This is a genomic window from Paenibacillus sp. FSL R5-0810 (assembly GCF_038002285.1).
Lineage (GTDB): Bacteria > Bacillota > Bacilli > Paenibacillales > Paenibacillaceae > Paenibacillus_AQ > Paenibacillus_AQ lactis.
On record NZ_JBBOCF010000001.1, the window covers coordinates 4,733,791 to 4,752,690 of the forward strand.

General features: G+C 55.8%; 9 protein-coding genes. 5 read left to right on the top strand and 4 right to left on the bottom strand.

Annotated features, from left to right (window positions below; genetic code table 11):
• Positions 1-118 precede the first annotated feature (118 nt).
• The 4 genes from MKX76_RS21060 to MKX76_RS21075 all read left to right on the top strand — a co-directional run bounded on the left by MKX76_RS21060 (position 119) and on the right by MKX76_RS21075 (position 6,222).
• Positions 119-2,914 carry a glycoside hydrolase family 3 protein gene (locus tag MKX76_RS21060; RefSeq protein ID WP_341034560.1) on the top strand — a complete coding sequence of 932 codons (2,796 nt, stop codon included), beginning with the start codon at positions 119-121 and terminating at the stop codon, positions 2,912-2,914.
• A 215-nt stretch (positions 2,915-3,129) separates the two neighbouring features.
• Complete coding sequence (locus MKX76_RS21065; RefSeq protein WP_210094259.1) at positions 3,130-3,663, top strand: RNA polymerase sigma factor; 534 nt, start codon at positions 3,130-3,132, stop codon at positions 3,661-3,663.
• Positions 3,650-5,305, top strand: coding sequence for a DUF4179 domain-containing protein (locus MKX76_RS21070; protein WP_341034561.1), 1,656 nt, complete (start codon positions 3,650-3,652; stop codon positions 5,303-5,305). The genes MKX76_RS21065 and MKX76_RS21070 overlap by 14 nt, the downstream gene beginning before the upstream one ends.
• A gap of 470 nt (positions 5,306-5,775) precedes the next feature.
• Positions 5,776-6,222, top strand: a complete 447-nt coding sequence (locus tag MKX76_RS21075; RefSeq protein ID WP_210094261.1) for a carboxymuconolactone decarboxylase family protein — start codon at positions 5,776-5,778, stop codon at positions 6,220-6,222.
• Here the strand turns inward: MKX76_RS21075 and MKX76_RS21080 are convergent.
• Together MKX76_RS21080 and MKX76_RS21085 are read right to left on the bottom strand one after the other, a co-directional pair.
• Positions 6,191-7,090, bottom strand: a complete 900-nt coding sequence (locus MKX76_RS21080; protein WP_213613275.1) for a sigma-70 family RNA polymerase sigma factor — start codon at positions 7,088-7,090, stop codon at positions 6,191-6,193. The two genes, MKX76_RS21075 and MKX76_RS21080, sit on opposite strands and share 32 nt — an antisense overlap.
• Positions 7,091-7,235: 145 nt before the next feature.
• Entirely contained in the window at positions 7,236-8,555 is a 1,320-nt protein-coding gene (locus MKX76_RS21085) for an APC family permease (protein ID WP_007130703.1), read from the bottom strand.
• Between the two features lie 397 nt (positions 8,556-8,952).
• Between MKX76_RS21085 and MKX76_RS21090 the strand changes: the two genes are divergently transcribed.
• Positions 8,953-10,305 carry a sodium-dependent transporter gene (locus tag MKX76_RS21090; protein WP_210094264.1) on the top strand — a complete coding sequence of 451 codons (1,353 nt, stop codon included), beginning with the start codon at positions 8,953-8,955 and terminating at the stop codon, positions 10,303-10,305.
• A gap of 383 nt (positions 10,306-10,688) precedes the next feature.
• On the opposite strand, the gene MKX76_RS21095 is transcribed toward MKX76_RS21090, so the two are convergent.
• Together MKX76_RS21095 and MKX76_RS21100 are read right to left on the bottom strand one after the other, a co-directional pair.
• Complete coding sequence (locus MKX76_RS21095) at positions 10,689-15,683, bottom strand: pullulanase (RefSeq protein ID WP_341034562.1); 4,995 nt, start codon at positions 15,681-15,683, stop codon at positions 10,689-10,691.
• Between the two features lie 513 nt (positions 15,684-16,196).
• Positions 16,197-18,884, bottom strand: a complete 2,688-nt coding sequence (locus tag MKX76_RS21100) for a family 78 glycoside hydrolase catalytic domain (protein WP_341034563.1) — start codon at positions 18,882-18,884, stop codon at positions 16,197-16,199.
• Positions 18,885-18,900: the final 16 nt, after the last annotated feature.

Here is an 18,900-nt window from a genome sequence, read left to right on the forward strand (position 1 = left end):
CGGCCGCGGTCCACGATATGATAGAGTTGATTTCAATTCGGCTGCAACGATGGGAATTGCTCGGCTGTTACTGACAGCGTTTCCATTTCACAATCATGCTAAGAAATGAGGTTATATTATGAATTATCCATTCCAAAATCCCGATCTTCCCTTGGAAGAACGGGTTAACGACCTGGTCTCAAGATTCACGCTGGAGGAGAAAATCGAGCTCATGTGCCAATACCAGGCAGAGATTCCCCGTCTTGGCGTGCAAAAATACAAACACGGCACCGAAGGTGCCCACGGCGTTGCATGGCTTGGCGAAGCGACGGTCTTTCCCCAAAATACCGGGCTTGCCTGCACCTGGAATCCCGAGCTGATGCGTCAGATCGGATCGGTTATCGCCGATGAGGCCCGCGTCTACTACCAGCGCGACAAGGCCGTCAACGGCCTGACCATCTGGGCGCCGACCGTCGATATGGAGCGCGATCCCCGCTGGGGACGCACCGAGGAAGCCTACGGCGAGGACCCCCATCTGACCGGCGAGCTGTCCACCGGACTCGTTCAAGGCATGCAAGGCGACCATCCTTTCTACTACAAAACGGTCGCGACCCTTAAGCATTTCTACGGCAACAACAACGAGGTTGACCGCGGCTGCGCTTCGGTAAGCATCGACCCGCGCAACAAGCGGGAGTACTATTTGAAGGCCTTCGAGCCGGCTTTCCGTAAAGGCGGCGCCAAGTCGATGATGACCGCTTATAACGGCATTAACGGTACGCCGTGCAATCTGAACGATGAGGTAAACCGGATCGTCAAACAGGAATGGGGCATGGACGGATTTGTCGTCGGCGATGCCGGGGACGTGCTCGGCACCGTCATGGACCATCATTACGTCGATTCCTACGCCGAGGCTGTAGCCCGTTCCGTAAAGGCCGGAATCGACAGCATTACCGATGACCAGGAGATCTCCTTCCGCGCCCTCCGCGATGCGCTGGAGCAGGGCCTGCTTACAGAGCAGGATCTCGATCACGCGCTCCGCAACACGTTTCGCGTGCGCTTCCGCCTCGGCGAATTCGATCCGGAGGACCGCAATCCATACAGCCATGTCCCGGAATCGAAGCTGTGCGCACCCGAGCATGCCGAGCTGTCCTTACGGGCAGCTCGTGAATCCGTAGTCCTGTTGAAGAACGACGGCCTGCTGCCGCTGAACAACAATATGCCGTCGGCAGCGGTGATCGGCCCGCTTGCGGATGAAGCCTTTACCGACTGGTACAGCGGCACGCCGCCATACCGGATCACGCCGCTCCAAGGCATTACGGAGAAAATGAACGGCCTCAAGGTGAACTTCCATACCGGGCTGGATCAAGTGCGCCTGCGCAGCGCGGCCAGCGGTCAGTACGTGACGTTGGCGGATGATAACAGGCTTCTCTTCGGAACGAACGAGTCTTCGGAGGCTGCCCTCTTTGAACGCAACGATTGGGGTTGGGGATCCGTTACGCTCCGCCTTGTGAGCAGCGGCAAATTCGTGACGGAGACCGAGAACGGTCTTCAGGCGATCGCTGACGAAGCCCGCGGCTGGTTCGTGAAGGAAGCCTTTGGTCTCGAGACGCTTCCGGACGGTACAACGGTCATGACTTCATGGGAAGGCAAGCCGGTCATTCTGGATGAACAAGGCCGGTTAACCATCGGTGCTGACGGTGCAGAGGCCGCACCGTTTATGGTGGAGACCGTTCAGGATGGCATCGAAGCAGCGGCTGCCGCGGCGAAAGCGGCCGAAACGGCCATCGTTTTTGTGGGCAACAGCCCGTTCATTAACGGCAAGGAAACCATCGACCGTCCTGACATCGTGCTCCCGCCATCCCAGCAGCAGCTGATTCAAGCAGTACATGCAGCGAATCCAAACACGGTTGTTGTCATTGTGGGCAGCTATCCATTCACCGTGAACTGGGAGCAGGAGCACGTGCCTTCCATCGTCTTCACGTCGCATGCCGGCCAGGAGCTCGGCCGTGCCGTAGCGGATGTCCTATACGGAGACTACAATCCGGGCGGCCGATTGAACATGACCTGGTATAAATCCGTTGATCAGCTTCCGGACCTGATGGACTACGATATCATTAAAGGGAAGCGTACGTATCAATATTTTGACGGGGATGTGCTTTACCCGTTCGGACATGGTCTTAGCTATACCCGCTTCGCTTACGGCCGGCTGTCCATCAGCGAACCCGTTATGAAAGCGGACGGTCAGGTTACGGTCTCCGTTCAGGTGCGCAATGAAGGCGATCGCGCCGGCGACGAGGTCGTCCAGTTGTACGTCAGCGCGAACAACTCCCGCGTCGTGCGTCCGCTCAAAACGTTAAAGGGCTTCCGCCGGATTCACCTGGACCCGGGCGCCTCGGAAACGGTAAGCTTCGAGCTAGCCGCGGAGGAGCTGGCGTTCTGGGACGTCACGCGCGAGCGTTACTGCATCGAGAGCGGTGAATACTGCGTTATGGTCGGACCTTCCTCTTCACAGGCTGCCGAAACGGCTATCCTGCAAGTGGAAGGAGAAGTCATTCCGCCGCGTTCCTTATCCGGGCGTGTCCGTGCCGTCAATTACGACGATTACAGCGGGGTGTTCATCGACGAATGCCGCGAAGGCGGCGAAAGCATCCGTGTCGCCACGGAAAGCGGATGGATCGCCTTCCATGACGTTGAGTTCAGCGAACCTGTCTCTACGTTCGAGGCCAGAGTGTCCGGCCATATCCGGGGCGGCGAGTTAGTTCTCGCAACAGGCAGCCCAGATGGCCCGATCATCGGAAGCTGCAAGGTGATCCCGACCGGCGGACGCCAAGCCTGGACGACCGTCAAGGCGTCCGTAGAGGCCATATGCGGACGGCATGATGTGTTCCTTATCTTAAAAGGCGAAGTTCAAGTAAGCTGGCTGCGGATGGTTTAATCGGCGAAACTGCTTATATTTTCGGCAATGCCTTCTCCCTATCAATTCCGAGAACATCTGCCCCTCTTTTTTAGAGCGGGACAGATGTTCTTTTGCTATCTTAGAGTCATAGCTTTAACGGATTGTTCTACCATACTTGGGGCTGTTTCGGAAAATGAACCTTTTCCAAGGGTCATTTGTTTATATAGCATAACGCGAAGAAAGGAGTGCCGTAATTGACCGAACGTGAGCTGTTTGATTCGTACAACAAGGAAGTGTACCGGACTTGTTATTACATGCTCCGAAACGCGCAGGATGCGGAGGATGTATGCCATGACGTATTCGTCACCGTATTTCGGCAGGACTGGAAGCGTATCGAGAATATCCGGGCATGGATTATGCGCATCACGATGAATCACTGCCTGAATCTGCTTAGGAAAAACCAGACGAAACGCGAGAAGCAGCCCCAGGTTCAGTGGCTCCATGAACACAAGGCCGCATCGATCAAATCGGTCGACGCTGTCGTGCTCGAGAGAGAGACCTCGGCCGAATGGGAGAAACTGCTGAAGCAGCTTCCCGATAAGCTGCTTGCGGTGGTAACCCTCCGCTTTATCGGCGAGCTGTCGGTGGCGGAAATCGCCGATACCTTGCATATTCCGCAAGGAACCGTGAAGTCAAGGCTCCATAAAGCATTGAAGCTGATGCGCAAGAAGCTGGAACAAAATCATTCCGTATGGTTGAAGGGAGAGGAACGACTTGGAACGTCTTGAGAATCAAATGAAAGACCAAATGAAACACTCGAACACGGTGCCTTATCCGGATTTCGACCGGATGTGGAGCAGCATCCAGCAGGGCGAGCTGCGGACAGCCGCCGGAGGAGAATTAGCAGCCCCCCGTTCGCGCAGCCGAAAGCGGACCGCAATTGCAGTCTCGTTGTCTGTCGCCCTTATGGCAACGCCCGTATACGCAGCAGTGACCTATGATTGGTCCAATCTTCTGTCCTTCAGAGCCGGTATTGAGACTGCCCTGGAGCAGGGGCTCGGCCAAACGATCGAGCAATCGGTCACCCGGGACGGCATCACGTTGACGCTGCATACCGCCTTTACGGATGAGAACCGGACCTTTCTTTTATACAGTCTCGATCCTGGAGCGTCCGCGAAAGGGAAATCTGTCAGCTTCGAAAACATCGGGCTTAAAGATGCCAACGGCAAGCTGATTAAAGGCCGCTACTATCACCAATGGAATGAGGAGCTTCAGGTCTTCCAGGGATATTTCGAAACCGATTGGGTGCTGAATGAGCGCCAAGCCGAGATGGAGTTTGTCGTGGAAAACATCCGCTTTATCGGAGACGGCAGCCAAACGATCGCTTTCCGCCCCGACCATCCGGAGACGCAAACATTCGAGATCCAGAAGGACGGGATCGGCACGGTTACGCTGCAATCCTTCGATCAGCCCGGAGACAAGGTTCTGCTGAATTCCGTCATTACCTTTACCGATCCGGCCGTTCAGTCTAACAGCTGGGTTCGGATCGAAGCAACGGATAAGGAAGGGGCAGGCATAAAGGAGACGGAAACTCCGGTATTCGGCGCACCAGGTGCATCCGGCAACTATACGAGCCAACAGGTGTTTTCCGCAGCCTCCTTAAGCGCCGAAGGAACGACGTTCCAGCTCAAATATGATCGCACGATCGGAAGGGCCGATGGAACTTGGAGCCTGGGCACCTCCCTTTCGAAGAAGCAGCTGGAGGACAGCTCGTTTAAGGAAGAGTTGAATATTCCATTCACCGAGGTACCAGGGGGAACGAAAATCACAGAAATGATCGTCACGCCAACTCAGGTTCGGCTCGTCTTGACCCATGAAGAGAAATTTACAAGGGCCCACTATATGAACTACAAGCTGGATGTGGGCGGCAAACTTCTCAATGGCAACGTGTGGACTGTGCCGAATCAATCAAACAAAACGGAGCTTCGGTTCGAAATGGCCGGCCTTACGCCTGAAAGCTTGGCCCAACAACCATTAACGCTGATTGCTAACCATCGGGTCGATGAGCACAAGGGCGATGATAATCCGGTGGTCCGGCTAACCGGGATCTCCACAGAGCGGCAAACGGTAAGCTCCAGCATTGGGGGTTATCCGGTCACCTGGACCTACTACATGAAGGACGGCAATCTGTACGTAGAATCCAGCAGCACGGATTCTGCGTTCGGCGGAGTGAATCAAACCTATTATCTGGACGGCAAGGATCGGGAATACGGAAGACCTGCCATCCTCGGGGTATTCGGAGACGGAAATAATCAGCATATGGACGTTTATGAGAACTATACCGGAACCGAGCAAGAGCTGTATATCTATAACTATACGACCACCCAGCCTGATGACGAGCTTCGCGTTCCAATTAGACAGGGAAAATAAGTCATGATGACACCACCGGTGCGTTGCTTAGCGTCCACGCTGGTACGACAAGCCATTAACGCACGTCGCAGCCAATTCGTGTGCAGCCAACCATTTAGCAGCTGAGCGAAGCCCACAATCCGGCCGCTCCCTCATTTTTCACGGCTGACAGCCTAAGCGGGCTCTCTCGCCCACAAAAACAGCAGCCCTTCCGGCAGAATCTCTGCCCAGGAGGGGCTGCTGTTTTTTCACTGCCGATAATCCGGTTCTGTCGGAGGGGTTCTCCGAGCTGGCACAGTCATGCCGCTGATAATTATCCCTTAAACTGCCTTAGATAGGGTATCGTCAGCCAAGGCCCACAGCTCTAAGATCCACTGGAAATTACTAGAGTTGCTTGGTCCAAACTTTTTTCGGATGGACGTCACAATTCCATGGACCCGGTTGTCATAAGGGTGAACACAAAATAAAACAACCGCAAAGGAGACCCTCCCATGACCCTTAGAATGAATCACAGATCCGTCAATCCAAATGCCTTTAAGTCGCTGCTCGCCTTAGAGCAGTCCGCCAAAAACAGCGGCCTTGACCACAAGCTGTACGAACTGATCAAGCTTCGGGCATCCCAAGTCAACGGCTGCTCGTATTGCGTCGATATGCACGCCAAGGACTTGCTGTCCATGGGGGAAAGCACCGATCGGCTGCTTCTCCTCCCAATGTGGCGGGAAGTACCGATCTATTCCGAGGCTGAGCGCGCCGTTCTGGAGCTGACCGAATGCGTGACGAAGCTCCATGAGGCCGGCGTTCCCGATGACGTCTATGCGCGCGTGCGGGAGCATTTCGACGAGAAGGAATACGTCGATCTTATCCTGGCCATCAGCACGATCAATGCCTGGAACCGGATCGGCGTGTCTACAGGTATGTTCCCCGGCTGCTTTGATTAAATCGGAGCAGTTTATCGGGATTTACCATAAGAAAGATCCGTTTGATGCGGGAGCCGTCAGGCTCCCACTCTACGGTCAGCACCAGCGTAACCCGGCCGTTCTGTTTCAGCTGAAGCCCGGGCTCCCCATTCACCGCAACCGGCTCAAAGCCTTCACGAAATCTACCCTTTGCCGAAAGCCCCTCGAAAAAGGCGCGTACCCGATCGACCCCCAGAATGGGCTTAAGCGCAGCTCTTGCCTTGCCCCCTCCATCCGAGATGAGCGTTACCTCATCCGTCAAAAATGCCAGCAGAGGTTTAAAATTGCCCTCATCGGAAGCTTTCAAGAATGCCTCGACAAAACGCTCCTGCGCTTCTATCCGGTGCTGCCGCGTGTCCGTATTCCATGAGATTCGGCCAATCTTCTGCTTGGCCCTGCTGAAGATTTTCCGGCAGCCGGGCTCCGTCTTGCCAAGCATCTCCGCCAGATCCTTGTATTCCAGCCCTAGCGTTTCCTTGCATACGTACACTGCACGTTCCAGCGGCGTCAGCTGCTGAAGGAGCACCAGGTAAGCATAGCCTATATTTTCACGGCGCTCGGCGGGATCAGCCGGCATCACCGGCCCGTCAATCGGCAGCGGCTCCGGGAGCCAGGGCCCTGTATAAGTCTCGCGCTGACGGCGGGACGAGCGCAGGAGATTGATGCAGCGGTTCGTGGTCATTTTTGCCAAGTACGCCTTTACATTCGATACCTCACCTTGGTCCATCGCAACAAATTGGGAAAAGACGTCCTGTACAATATCCTCCGCATCGGCGGCACTTCCCAGCATTCGGTATGCGAGGCTGAACAGAAGCGGTCGATAGGCGGTATAAATTTGTTCCAGCAGCATAAGCTCCCTCCTCGTCACTTCTGCATTTCTCTATCCTTACCTCATAATGAAGACAATTCAGCTGCCGCATTTGTGACGTCACCTGCTGGACTGTCATGATTAGGGTGTCCCGAAACTGCGAAAATTGCGAAGCTGTGACCAGCTATCACAACTTTGGGGCCTCCCCGTCTTCAGGGGCGGCTATAAAATCTGTGCCCTTCTTCCGTGCAAGCCAACCCGTGTGACGCTTTCTCCAAAACGCCGCAACGGCGACGACGGCAAGCGGATAGACGGCCGGCCATCCCAGGAATGGATAAAGAGCCACCGTCACGACAAGCGATACCCCGGAAGCCAGCCTTCCTATGCGATCGTCCCGCAGCAGCTTGAATCCGGCAAGGCAGCCGCCGACATACGTTGCTATAAATGTCGCATTGGGCAGCGCAATCAATTCGTTTAACGTTACCGCACCGCTCCCCAAGACGCACAAAGCGAGAATTCCGCCGGCTGCGATAAAACCAAGTCCGCCGACAGGCGTCCCGTATTTGCCGTTCAACGTACCCATCCACCGCGGTGCGGCCCCTTCCCGAGCCAGCGTTAACGCAATGCGGGAGGCTGCGCTTGAATACGCATTATGTGCAGCGAAGCAAATAAAGAGCGCGGCCGCGGCAACAATCCACCCGCCTGCCGGGCCAAGCGTCAGCTGCACCATGGCGCTCAGGGAAGTTGCCGAGCCCTCCTCTTGGCCGTAGCTTCGGGTTGCCACGTTCATGAATGCCACGGCAAAATATATGATCGCTACGATGCCGGCGCTCCATATCACACCGCGAAGAGCATTCCGCTTCGGGTCAACGAACTCGGCCGACAGGTGGGTCACCGCCTCCCAGCCGATAAAGCACCAGAACATTAAAGCAGCTGCCTGAAACACGCTCAGCCCGCCGTGCGGAAGAAAAGGCGTGAAATGAGCGGCGTCATAATGCGGAACCGACGTGCAGATTGCCAGCAGCAGGATGCCGAGGATTAAGGCTACGACGATCATTTGCACCCTCCCGGCTAATTTTAGCCCAAACCCGTTCATAACCAAAGGCAGGATGAATATGAGCAGGGCAAGGATATACGTCTCCATACTGCCCCACCCAAGCAAAACAGCCACGTACTGTGCTCCGGTTACCGCAAGGACCGGTCCCCCGATCGGCACCGACAATAGGAACAGCCAACCGACCAGATTGCCGTAATGGCGGCCAAAGGCCAGCCTGACAAAATGGGATACGCCGCCGGAACTCGGGTGCCTTGACGCCAACAGCCCCATTGTTACGGCCATCGGAACAACCAGGATGGACATGGCCAGCCAGGCTATGAGCGATGCAGGACCTGCCAGCTCTGCCGTTAAGCCGGGGATGAGCAGAATGCCGGACCCGATCACCGAACCGACGTATAACGCAATAATATGCGGAAGCCGAAGCACCTGGCGCAGCTCTTTTCTATCCATTTTGCACCTTCCTTTCGTTCAGTGTGTTTTGTCTCCCCAAATTATCTCCTACTCTAGCTGAGGGCTCATCGCTTTTAAAGGGTCAGTTTTCAATGATTTTTAGCGGATAGTCTTGTAGGGCAATGGCCTGCTTGAAGACTTTAGCCGCTCCAAAACCAATAAATCTATCGACAATCAGGCAAATATTCAATAAGATATGGGTTGGCAGGCATGGAACAGGCGACGCACATAGTACAAAACAAAGCTGTTTCGGGTAACGCGGAGTTGTGACGAAACTCCCAATTTAGCGGCCGTGGCCTGCGCACTCGGACGTATTAGGAAAATTTACTTATGCCTTATAAGCAAACTTGAAATATAATAGAGAAACTTAAATAAAAATTCTACTGGGGGAACATCTATGAAAAAACAGCTAAACGACCCAGCTGCATCCGGAAAACAGGATCGTTTTTCTTCAGCGGGTTTCATACTGGCGGCCATCGGAAGCTCCGTCGGACTCGGCAACATGTGGAAGTTTCCGTATATTACGGGTGAGCATGGCGGCGCCGCCTTCTTCTTGCTCTTTATCATCTGTCTCATCCTGATCGGTTTGCCGGTCCTGCTCGCTGAACTCGCCATTGGACGAGCCGGCCGCGGCAGTGCGGCCACTTCCTTCGTGAAAGCTGGAGGAGCCAAAATATTCGGCCATCTCGGATTGCTGCAGGTCATCGCTCCATTCCTGATTCTGACGTTCTATGTCATTGTGGCGGGCTGGACGCTCCATTATGCGGTCATGTCCTTTAGCGGTGCACTGTATGAGAGCACCGATTTTACCGGACAGTTCGGCTCCTTCACGGCAGGCTATATGCCGATTGTATGGCAGGTCGTTGCGATTGCACTCACCGGATGGGTTGTCGCCAAAGGCGTCTCCGGCGGAATTGAGAAATTCAATAAAATTCTGATTCCGGGTCTCGTCATCCTGCTGATCGTATTGATGATACGGGCGGTCACGCTTCCTGGATCCGGCGCGGGGGTATCCTTCTTCCTGAACCCGGACTTCTCGAAGCTGAGTGCAGAGGCTGCACTGGTCGCTCTCGGCCATGCCTTTTTCTCCTTGTCGCTTGGAATGGGGATATTGCTGACTTATGGGGCCTATGTGGACAAGCGGCAGTCGCTTGGACAAGCTACCCTTGCCATTGGCGCCGGGGACCTGATCTATGCGTTTATCGCCGGCCTGATTATTTTTCCAACGACCGCGTCCTTCGGAATCGCACCGGATGCCGGTCCGTCGCTCGTATTTATCGCACTGCCGGCTGCCTTCTCGGCAATGCCGCTCGGCGCATTCTTCGGCGGATTGTTCTTCATCCTTCTTGCTATCGCCGCATTGACCTCGGCCGTCTCCTTGCTCGAGGTGCCCGTGTCGTATGTCATGGACCGCTGGCATTGGGGGCGGACGAAAGCCGTTGCTATCGTAGGCTCGCTGGTGCTGCTGCTGGGCCTTCCATCCGCATTGTCCTTCGGGATCGTACCCGGCCTTGAAGACATCGGCGGCAAAAATTTCTTTGACTGGCTTGATTTCATTACGTCCAATATCCTGCTTCCGGTAGGCGGCTTGATTACAACCTTGTTTGCAGGCTACTTCTGGAAAAAAGCAGCCGATGCCGCCGGCCTCAAAGCAAGATGGTTCCGCGTGTGGCTGTTCATGCTCAGATACATTGCACCGATTCTGGTTGTCCTCGTTCTGCTGCATACGACAGGCGTAATTAAAGTCTAATAAGAAGACTTAAAGCAAGACAACTTAAGGCAACCTGACCCGTCACCGGGGTTAGGTTGCCTTTTTCATGGATTGGGACTAAGCAAGAATTTCCGCGCTATTGCTACGCTCGACAAGCTGAGCATACGAAACCAAGCGCCTTGCCACTCAAAACATGCATGATCGATGATTTTAATGCTCATATATAAGGCCGAAACGGTTGCGGAGTTCCAGCAGTTATTCGATGGGCCGATATCGCCTATTTTGTATGACGAATAGAAACGGACACCCCAAAGGGTGCCCGTTGTTCGTTATTCGCCAGTCTTATTATTACGTCCCCGTGGTCATCGCCAACGCTCCCCTGCATGAGCAGGATTGCTTGAATTCCCCAATTCCAATTCTGCTTATTGCCGTTTGCTCAGCAGGTTCAAGATCGCCTGAGCGCTCTCCGCCCGGGTCGTTGCATCCTTCGGTGCGAAGCTGCCGTCCGTGCGGCCCTTCATCAGGCCGTGCGCCAGCGCCTCTTCCACCATCTCTGCTGCCCACGCCGAGATTTGCTCCTGATCCTTAGGAGCCGGCGCTTTAGGAGCTGTTCCGTTCGCTTCGTAAGCACGCAGGAGCATGGCCGCCATTTCTTGACGGGTCACCGCCGCGTGAGGCGCAAACATCCCGCTGCCCTTGCCATTCACCAGTCCATGCTGGCTCGCGGCGGCGACGGCGGAAGCATACCACGCCGAGCTGTCGACGTCACGGAAGACAGCCTCGGTTTGATCGGCTTCCAAATGCAATGCACGTACGAGCATAGCCGCGAATTCCGCCCGTGTCAGCTGCTGCTGCGGGCTGAATGTCGATTCGCTGGTGCCGTTCACGATATGCTTGGCCGCCAGCTCCTTAACCGCCTGCTCCGCCCAGTGGCCGGCAAGGTCGGCAAACGACTTATCGTACTCCCAAGCGGCAAATATGCCAGGTTGATTAAGCTGCGCGGTCAAATAGCCATCACCCGACTTGCCGCCGATATACGTCAAACCTCCATCGGTTGCAATACGGTAGATTCCTGCCCACTTGGCATTGATCCCCGCTTCCAGGGCCGACCCGAACGTAATCGGCGAAGCGAACGCTTCCGGCTTGTATTCCGTGCCGTCGGACAGCTTAACGGCAAGCTGAACGTCGTACATCTTGCCGCCGCGCTTGATCTTGGCCTTCACGGACGATGCCGCCTTAGTCGTCATTGCATCCGCGTTCTGCTGCGCGATCTCCTCCAGCGTGAAGGAGATCACGGCATTCTTCCCCTGGCCTGCCGGTACCAGCTTCTGCAGCGAACTTAGCAGTGAGGCAGGAAGTCGTACCACCAAGCCTTCCCGTTTGAGCTCCAGTGCCTTCGTGCCCAGCAAATCGCCTGCCTGAAGCGGCAGCAGGATCTCCTTGTCCCCTGCTTGCAGTCCGATCGTTACGCTGCCCTGTCCGCTCTTCAGCATGTCCTCGGTAAGGATTCGCTGACCGGTCTCCGGTTGCTGCGGCTTCGCCGGATTCGTCGGCGGAGCAATGCCACCGGCACCTCCATCTCCGTTGCCTGAACCGCCGCCGGAGCCTGCGCCAGGGCTGCCGCCGTCGTTGCCTCCTGGGTTCGTGCCAGGGTTCATCTTAATAACGACCGCGGTCAACGGCTCCAGCGCAATGGAGCCGGATGTCAGCGTGAAGCCCGACTTCGTTGTGACCCCGCTCGTGCCGGCTTCATCGTCGTCCACGAGCACTTGCCCGGAGGTCAAGTCCTCGCTCAGCGTCAGCGAACGCTCCCGATTGTCGGCATTCACGAACACATAATAGGATCCGGTGCCGTCCGTTGCCTTATTTTTGTACGCGATCACCAAGTCCTGCGCCTTTACTTCCGGAATCTGCAGCAGCGTCACATTGGAATCCACCAAGCCGCGATCGCCGAGCCGGAATGCGTCGGTTGATTTCCGAAGCTCAATCAGGCCTGTGGTATACTCCCGCGTCTTGTTGTTCTCCGGAAACTGGACTTCATCCGTCGCCTTCGCCCAGTCGAACATATTGATCGCATCCGAGGAATCGTAGGAGTCATGAATAAAATAGCCGAAGCTCTTGCCGTTCTCATCAAACAATTCGTGATATTTCTGCTCCGGAACCCCCTGCCCCTTCCATTGCTTGGTGCGGCCGTATTCCTGCCCGGCATGGAGGAACGCCGTTCCCTGGGATGTTAACGTGATCAGGTTGCCAAGCCGGATCCGCTTATGGATCTCCAGATCATTCGACGGATCGGAAGGATCCTTCCTGATAGACTGCGCGATGATGTCATATAACGGCAGATTATCATGAGCTTCGATATACTGCACGATATCGCCCGGATCGTCTTCTTTCGTATTGCTTGGCTGTGCCTTGATATTTTTAAAAATCGTCTGAATGTCGCGTGCCCCGCCGGTAATGAATCTAGGCTCCCCTTCATGGCCGAAGCCCGATTTCAGCTCATTGCGGAACTCATCGGAAAATACGCCGACATCATCCGTTTTATCCATCCAGTTCTGGTCTGCGCCTTTGCCTGCCAGAGATGGATCGGATAAATGCCCGCCGAATGTCACCCAGCCTTCGCCGATGAACAGCGCGTTCGGATTGATTGCAGCTGCAGCGTCATACGCATTCTGGACAGCCTCATATGTGGCATCACCCATCATGTCCCAGCGCATGCCGTCGATTTTGTATTCCTTAAACCAGTATTTCACCGAATCCACCATCAGCTTCTCGGCCATTTTGCGGTTGGTGGCCAGGTTATTGCCGAACCCGCCGATGAAATTGCCGTTGGCATCCTGGAAGGCATAATAATTCGGCACGATATCGTTCAGGAAATCGGCCTTGGCCATATGCGTGTACACGACGTCGAGAACGACGCCCATGTCCGCTTCATGGATCGCATGAATCATCGCTTTCAGCTCTTTGATCCGAAGCTCCGGATCGGCCGGATTCTCCGAGTAAGCGCCGTCCGGCGAGAAATAGCTGTGCGGGTCATAGCCCCAGTTGTATTCGTTGTCCTTCGCGGAGTATTCCAGCTCCCGGTTCTTCATGGCGGCCTCGTCGCCGTAATACCATGCCATGACGGGCAGAAGCTGAACATGCGTCACGCCGAGGGATTTAATGTACTCAAGCTTCTCTTTGAAGGCATCATAGGATCCCCATGTCGCATGGTTCAGATCGTGCTCGATCGAAGGATCGGACGTGAAATCCCGGACATGGATTTCCCAAATAATCGCATCTTCGCGCTGCTGATACCCCGGGATATTCGCGAAGTCGAAGCCGGCCGGGTCTGTCCCGCTCAAGTCCACTATCGCAGCCTTGCCGACGGTGTCGCCGTCCGGTCCTGCTTCGCCCTTCGTGTTGACCCGAAACTCCGCCATCGATTTGGCGTAAGGATCCAGCACCTTCTTCGTAACGCTTTGGTTGGTCACTTCATACTGGTAGTAATAGCCTCTAAAGTCGGCAATCCCGAGGTCTCCCGGCTTCAGCTCCACCGACCATACGCCGCGATCGCCCTTATGCAGCGGGACGTTTCCAATCAACTTTGTCGCGTCGCCTTTATCGTACACATTCACCGTCACATTATCTGCCGTCGGCGCCCACAGCTTCAGTACAGCACCTCCGCCTTGATAGGTCGCGCCGAGATCATCGCCGTCGTAGGCGTACATCTCGTCCAGCATGCGCCAGCCGGTGGAGGCCGATACGGTCTTCCCGGCATAGGTGACCTGAAGCGGGACCTGGTCCAGCGTAAAATCAGCCTCTACTTCCACCGTCGTGCCATCAAGGATGCTCACCTTGCCGACATTGACCGTGCTGCCGTCTTTGTCGCGGATCTGCAGCTCGGTTTGGACAGCGCCGGCTTCCAGCCCGTCCGTCATTGTAAAGCCAAGACGCAGCTTGCCTGGAGCCAGCACTTCGGCCGAGACCAGCCCGGTTGCAACCTCTCCGTAAGGAGATACATACACCGTATTGTCTCCCTCTTTCAAGAACAGATGCTGGTAACGGTCGACTAAAGCAAAGCCGCGATCGCCTCCGTCCTTGCCTGCATCCCCCTTCGACGGATCCAGCACGATCAAGTTAATCTTCTGCGCATCGGCCTTCATCGGAATGTCGACGTAAGCCCCGTAACGGTCTGTCTGACCCGCAGGGAACATGGTTGCGCCGGTAGGCCAGTTCTCCGAAGGCGCGGCCACATCTCCCCACAGCCATAGGCCGTATGAAGAATAGTTACCGTCCTGTCTTTGATAATGAACCCGTACGGTGTCCGCCGGCAGATCCACCGGTCCGAAGAGGTATACCGTATCGGAGCCTTCCTTGAGCCATACCTCGTTCATCTCCGGAGACGTAACGGCGAAGTTTTTGTCGCCGCCGTCCTTGTTGCCGCTGACCCGGTCAACGACCACGATGCCGGCCTTCTTGGCGTCCGCTTTCAGCGGAATGTCCACGAAGGCGCCGTATTCGTCGACTTGCCCGTCAGGAAATGGTGTCGCACCTGCCGGCCAATTTGCAGACGGTGACGCGACATCGCCAAAAATCCACAGCCCCATATTGCGGTAATTGCCGTCCATCCGTTGGTAATGAACCCGAACATGATCGACCGGGATCGGATCCGCCGGGTTGGCCGGCTGCTGCGGAATTTGATAGGTTGCGGATACACTGTGATCCAGCGCGTTGTAAGCAAAGGTGACCGCAGCGTCCTCTGGCAGCTTGAGCGTTTCTTTGCTTGCCGGATAGACCTCGGCGGCTGAATCCGCCCCGAGCGCGATCTGGTATTCATGATCGCCGCCGTAAACGTCTGCCGTCACGGTATAAACATCGTCATAATCCGTATCCTGCAGCAAGAGCCGCGCATCTGAAGCAGACCAATCGGCGGCTTCACCAATGCCGGTCTGGAAGCTGCCAATGACCCGCGGAAGCTTGTCCGCGGCAAGCGGCTTGTAATATGTAGAATCGGCAATCCGATGTGTACCGTGATGATAGTAGAAGGTTACCTCGGTCTCCTTATCGAGTGTAATCTCAATGTTATCGTCCTTCTTGACACCATTGCGGTTCGAGTAATTGTCGAATCCGTAGCTTTCGTTCCAATCGCCATTAATCGCGATTTTGTACTCATACGTTCCTGCCGGCAGTACCCCTGTCAGACGGTATTCGCCGTCAGCGGTAGCGGTCATTTCGGTAACCGTTGCCGCAGGGTCCCAATCCTTGTCATGGCCCAGCTTGGTTTGCAGGCTGCCGACGAGGACAACCTTGCTTGGCGCCTGGTTCGCATGTACCGTTGCAGGAGAGATGCCTAGCATGGACAGCACCAAGGATAGAATCACCAGGATGGACCATGCTCGCTTCATTGCCGGATTCATTACGGCCCTACTCATCATCAAAAGCCTCCTTTTTTCGTTAAATGTACAATACTGATTGAGTGCTATCGTTTGCGCAAACGCTTGCATAAATGGGTAAGGGCTTTCAATTCTTCGAAACTGACGACATTCCCCGACAAAGTCTGGTGAAAGATGCTGAACCTTCAGATGCGTTGTCATAGGCTAATTAACCGAAAGCGATTACAATGTAAACGTTTGCATTCTCTATTGTAGTATCGCTCCAAGTTAACGTCAACCACCCTTTTTCCTTCATTTCTCCCTTCTCTTGACTTCATCAACAAAATGTGAGGAGTGCTGGTTTCGTTGGCAGCCTATAACACTTCATAAAAAAGGGAGATCCCGCGACGATAGCGGACCTCTCCCTTCAATTTCCCGTTCCATTCCAGTGTTTAGCCGCTACACCATTTCTGCCGTATTCCAGCGTTTCATGATTTCTCGGTTACCTTATGTCCGAAATCCTACTTTCCGCTTCACCGTCCAGAGCGTACTCTCTTGGAAAATCGCCAAAAATCGCTACAAGCCCTCACCGGCATATCGAATCATCAGCTCATAGTCCCCCGACAGAAGCTCCAATTCCAGCCGCGTTCCGTAAAGCCGGCACCCCGCGATCCCCGGAACGTCCCGAAGGACGGCCCCATCCTCCCAGACCGGCTCATCCCGGTCCGCTATGCTTGCTATGGGACGATCAGGCCGCGAATCAAGGACAACAAGCCCCTTCATCGTGCAGGGCAGTGTAACTCGCAGCCGAATCCCGCCGCGCAGAACCCGCTCCCAGCGCACATTGATGCTTCCCCTCACAGTTGGCACCGCAGCCTCGGCGAACTCAAGCTCATCCGGGAAAAAGGGACGGATTCGAGCCTCCGCAAATCCCGGCTTGCCGCTCTGGATACCGCATATATATTCTTGCAGCAGTCTGGCGGGATACCCGTTCCACGCATGGCAGTGGGACTCGATGTCGTCCCAGCCCTCCCACAGCGTCTCTGCGCCTTGGGCAATCATATACCCCCAACCTGGGTAATCGGATTTACTAAGCAGCTGATAAGCCAATTCAGACCGTCCTTCCTCAAACAACAAGCGCACCAGCGGCAGCGAAAGCACGGTTCTGCTCTCCCATGGCATACCCGCAACGGCTTCCACCGCAGCTTCCCGGTCCTCCTCCGGCAGCAGTCCGGCATAGATCGCCAACGCATTCACGCCTTGGTGGAAGGCCTGCGAGCCGGAGCTGTCGCGAAGCAGCTTTCGGAACGGATCGTATAGGAAAGTCAGGATACCTGAGCGCAATGCCGCAGCCTGTCGTTCATACATTTCCTGGTCCTCCGCCTTGCCCAGCACATCCGCCGCTTCCGCCGCAATCCGGAGCGCCTGCCAAGCTTTAATCTGCTGCACCGTCAGGAACTCGCCCTCATGCTCAACCGTTGGATATGGCCAATCGCTGATATGCCAGCCATCTCCGACCGGTATTAAGCGGGTCTCCGGCGACGCCCCGGAGATGTAGGCGTCAATCATTTGCCGCATCGGCCCGTAATGGCGGAGAAGCAGCTGCCGATCCCCGGTAAAACGGTACAGCTTCCAGAGCAGCGTCGCATAATGCAAATCCCACTCCGGAATACGAAGATTGAAGTCCGGATGCAAGTAGTTCGACGGGAACACGAACGGAAAGGTGCCATCCGGAAGCTGCCCGTCCGCGAAATCCCCCAGCGTTTTGTCCAGCACCGGAACCGCTTCGAAATTATACAGCAAGGCCTCGGCCTGCAGATCGGTATCGGCCAAATACTGCGCCTGCTCGCGATGCGGGCAGTCCACGACCTGGCCCAGCACGTTGTTGCGCTGGGTTTGCATGCAAACGTCATACAGCTTGTTGATGAAAGCGGAGGAACAGCGGAAATGTCCCGTTCGCTCCATGTCTGTTCCCGCTGCGCAGATGGTCAGCTGCCCCTTCTCCAGAGGAGCTGGATATCCGCTCACCTCGACATAGCGAAAGGCCTTGTAGCTGAAATCCGGCTGCCAGCACTCGGGACCTCCCCGGCCGTGCATCGTATAACGGTCGAAATAGCTATGCGAGATTTCATTGCAGACCTGATGCGGCACCCGGCCGTCCGGGTCCAGCGATTCGGCGTAACGCAGCTGCACCGTCACCCCGGCCTTGCCGGGAAGCGTGATCCGCGGCCAACCGGAGACGATTTTCCCCGCATCGAACACCTGAACCCAGCCTTCTGCCCCCTTCCTCGGCTGCCCCGCGGTGGTCGGCTGGATTAGCTCCAGCTCCGCGCCTTCCGGAAGCCGCTGCCACATCAGCGGCCACGCTCGGCAATCCGGGCTGGCCGCCACGGCAGGATCGCATAATGAATCGTCGTAAGCCGGAGTAAGCCACCTCGGATCCAGCTGGCCCCCGTCGTAATCCTCCACGGCGGACAGACGGCGGTTCTGTTGATAAGAAGTCCCGATCCGATGCGGGATGCGCCGAAGCGTCCGCCAGCTCCGATCGGAGGCGACGAGCGACTCGCTGCCGTCCGCATGCTCCGCATGAAGCTGCAGCAGAAGTCCCGGGGAGCCGTCGACATAGTTCTGGCCGCTGCCCCCCAGATAATGGACGCATGCCCCGATACAATTGGCGCCATGGGACAACAAGGAGGTGACGTCATACGCCAGGTAAAACTTGCGGCGGGGAACTCCCGTCGGCGCAGGCGACCCGAAGCCGCTTACCCGCTGCCCATTTACATACAACTGCACAATATGATGAGCCGAGACGAATAATTTTGCGCGAACGACCGGTGCGCCAAGCTCGAAGGTTTTGCGGAAATAGACGAAATCATTGATCACAATGTCGCCTGCTCGCCAGATCCACTCCGCCTGCCAGTCGCCAGAGAATAGTCCCGTCTCCCACCAGGCAGGTTCCATGGCATAACGGCTCCCGTCGCAGTCCCACACCTCGGCCTGCCACCAATAGCGCCGGTTTCCGCGAAGCGCAGGTCCTTCATAAGACAGGGACAGCTCATGACCGCAGCGCTTCCCGCTATCCCATAAGACTTCCCCATCCTCGCTGCGAAGACCCGCCTTCGTTGAGGCTACCTTCACCCGGCAGGCAGTCGGCTCCTCTCCCCGCCTAGTGCCGGTCAACTGCCAGGAGAATACAGGAACCCGCTCATCCAGCCCTGGCGGCGCATTGAGCCCGTTGACCCTTGGATTTTGTATCCTAAGCATGTCGTCCATCCCCTAT

What these genes read in the sequence shown, in the direction of transcription:
- MKX76_RS21075 (WP_210094261.1), top strand. Translation starts at nt 5,776, where the DNA reads ATGACCCTTAGAATGAATCACAGATCCGTCAATCCAAATGCCTTTAAG.
- MKX76_RS21095 (WP_341034562.1), bottom strand. Translation starts at nt 15,683, where the DNA reads ATGATGAGTAGGGCCGTAATGAATCCGGCAATGAAGCGAGCATGGTCC.
- MKX76_RS21100 (WP_341034563.1), bottom strand. Translation starts at nt 18,884, where the DNA reads ATGCTTAGGATACAAAATCCAAGGGTCAACGGGCTCAATGCGCCGCCA.
- MKX76_RS21085 (WP_007130703.1), bottom strand. Translation starts at nt 8,555, where the DNA reads ATGGATAGAAAAGAGCTGCGCCAGGTGCTTCGGCTTCCGCATATTATT.
- MKX76_RS21080 (WP_213613275.1), bottom strand. Translation starts at nt 7,090, where the DNA reads ATGCTGCTGGAACAAATTTATACCGCCTATCGACCGCTTCTGTTCAGC.
- MKX76_RS21090 (WP_210094264.1), top strand. Translation starts at nt 8,953, where the DNA reads ATGAAAAAACAGCTAAACGACCCAGCTGCATCCGGAAAACAGGATCGT.
- MKX76_RS21060 (WP_341034560.1), top strand. Translation starts at nt 119, where the DNA reads ATGAATTATCCATTCCAAAATCCCGATCTTCCCTTGGAAGAACGGGTT.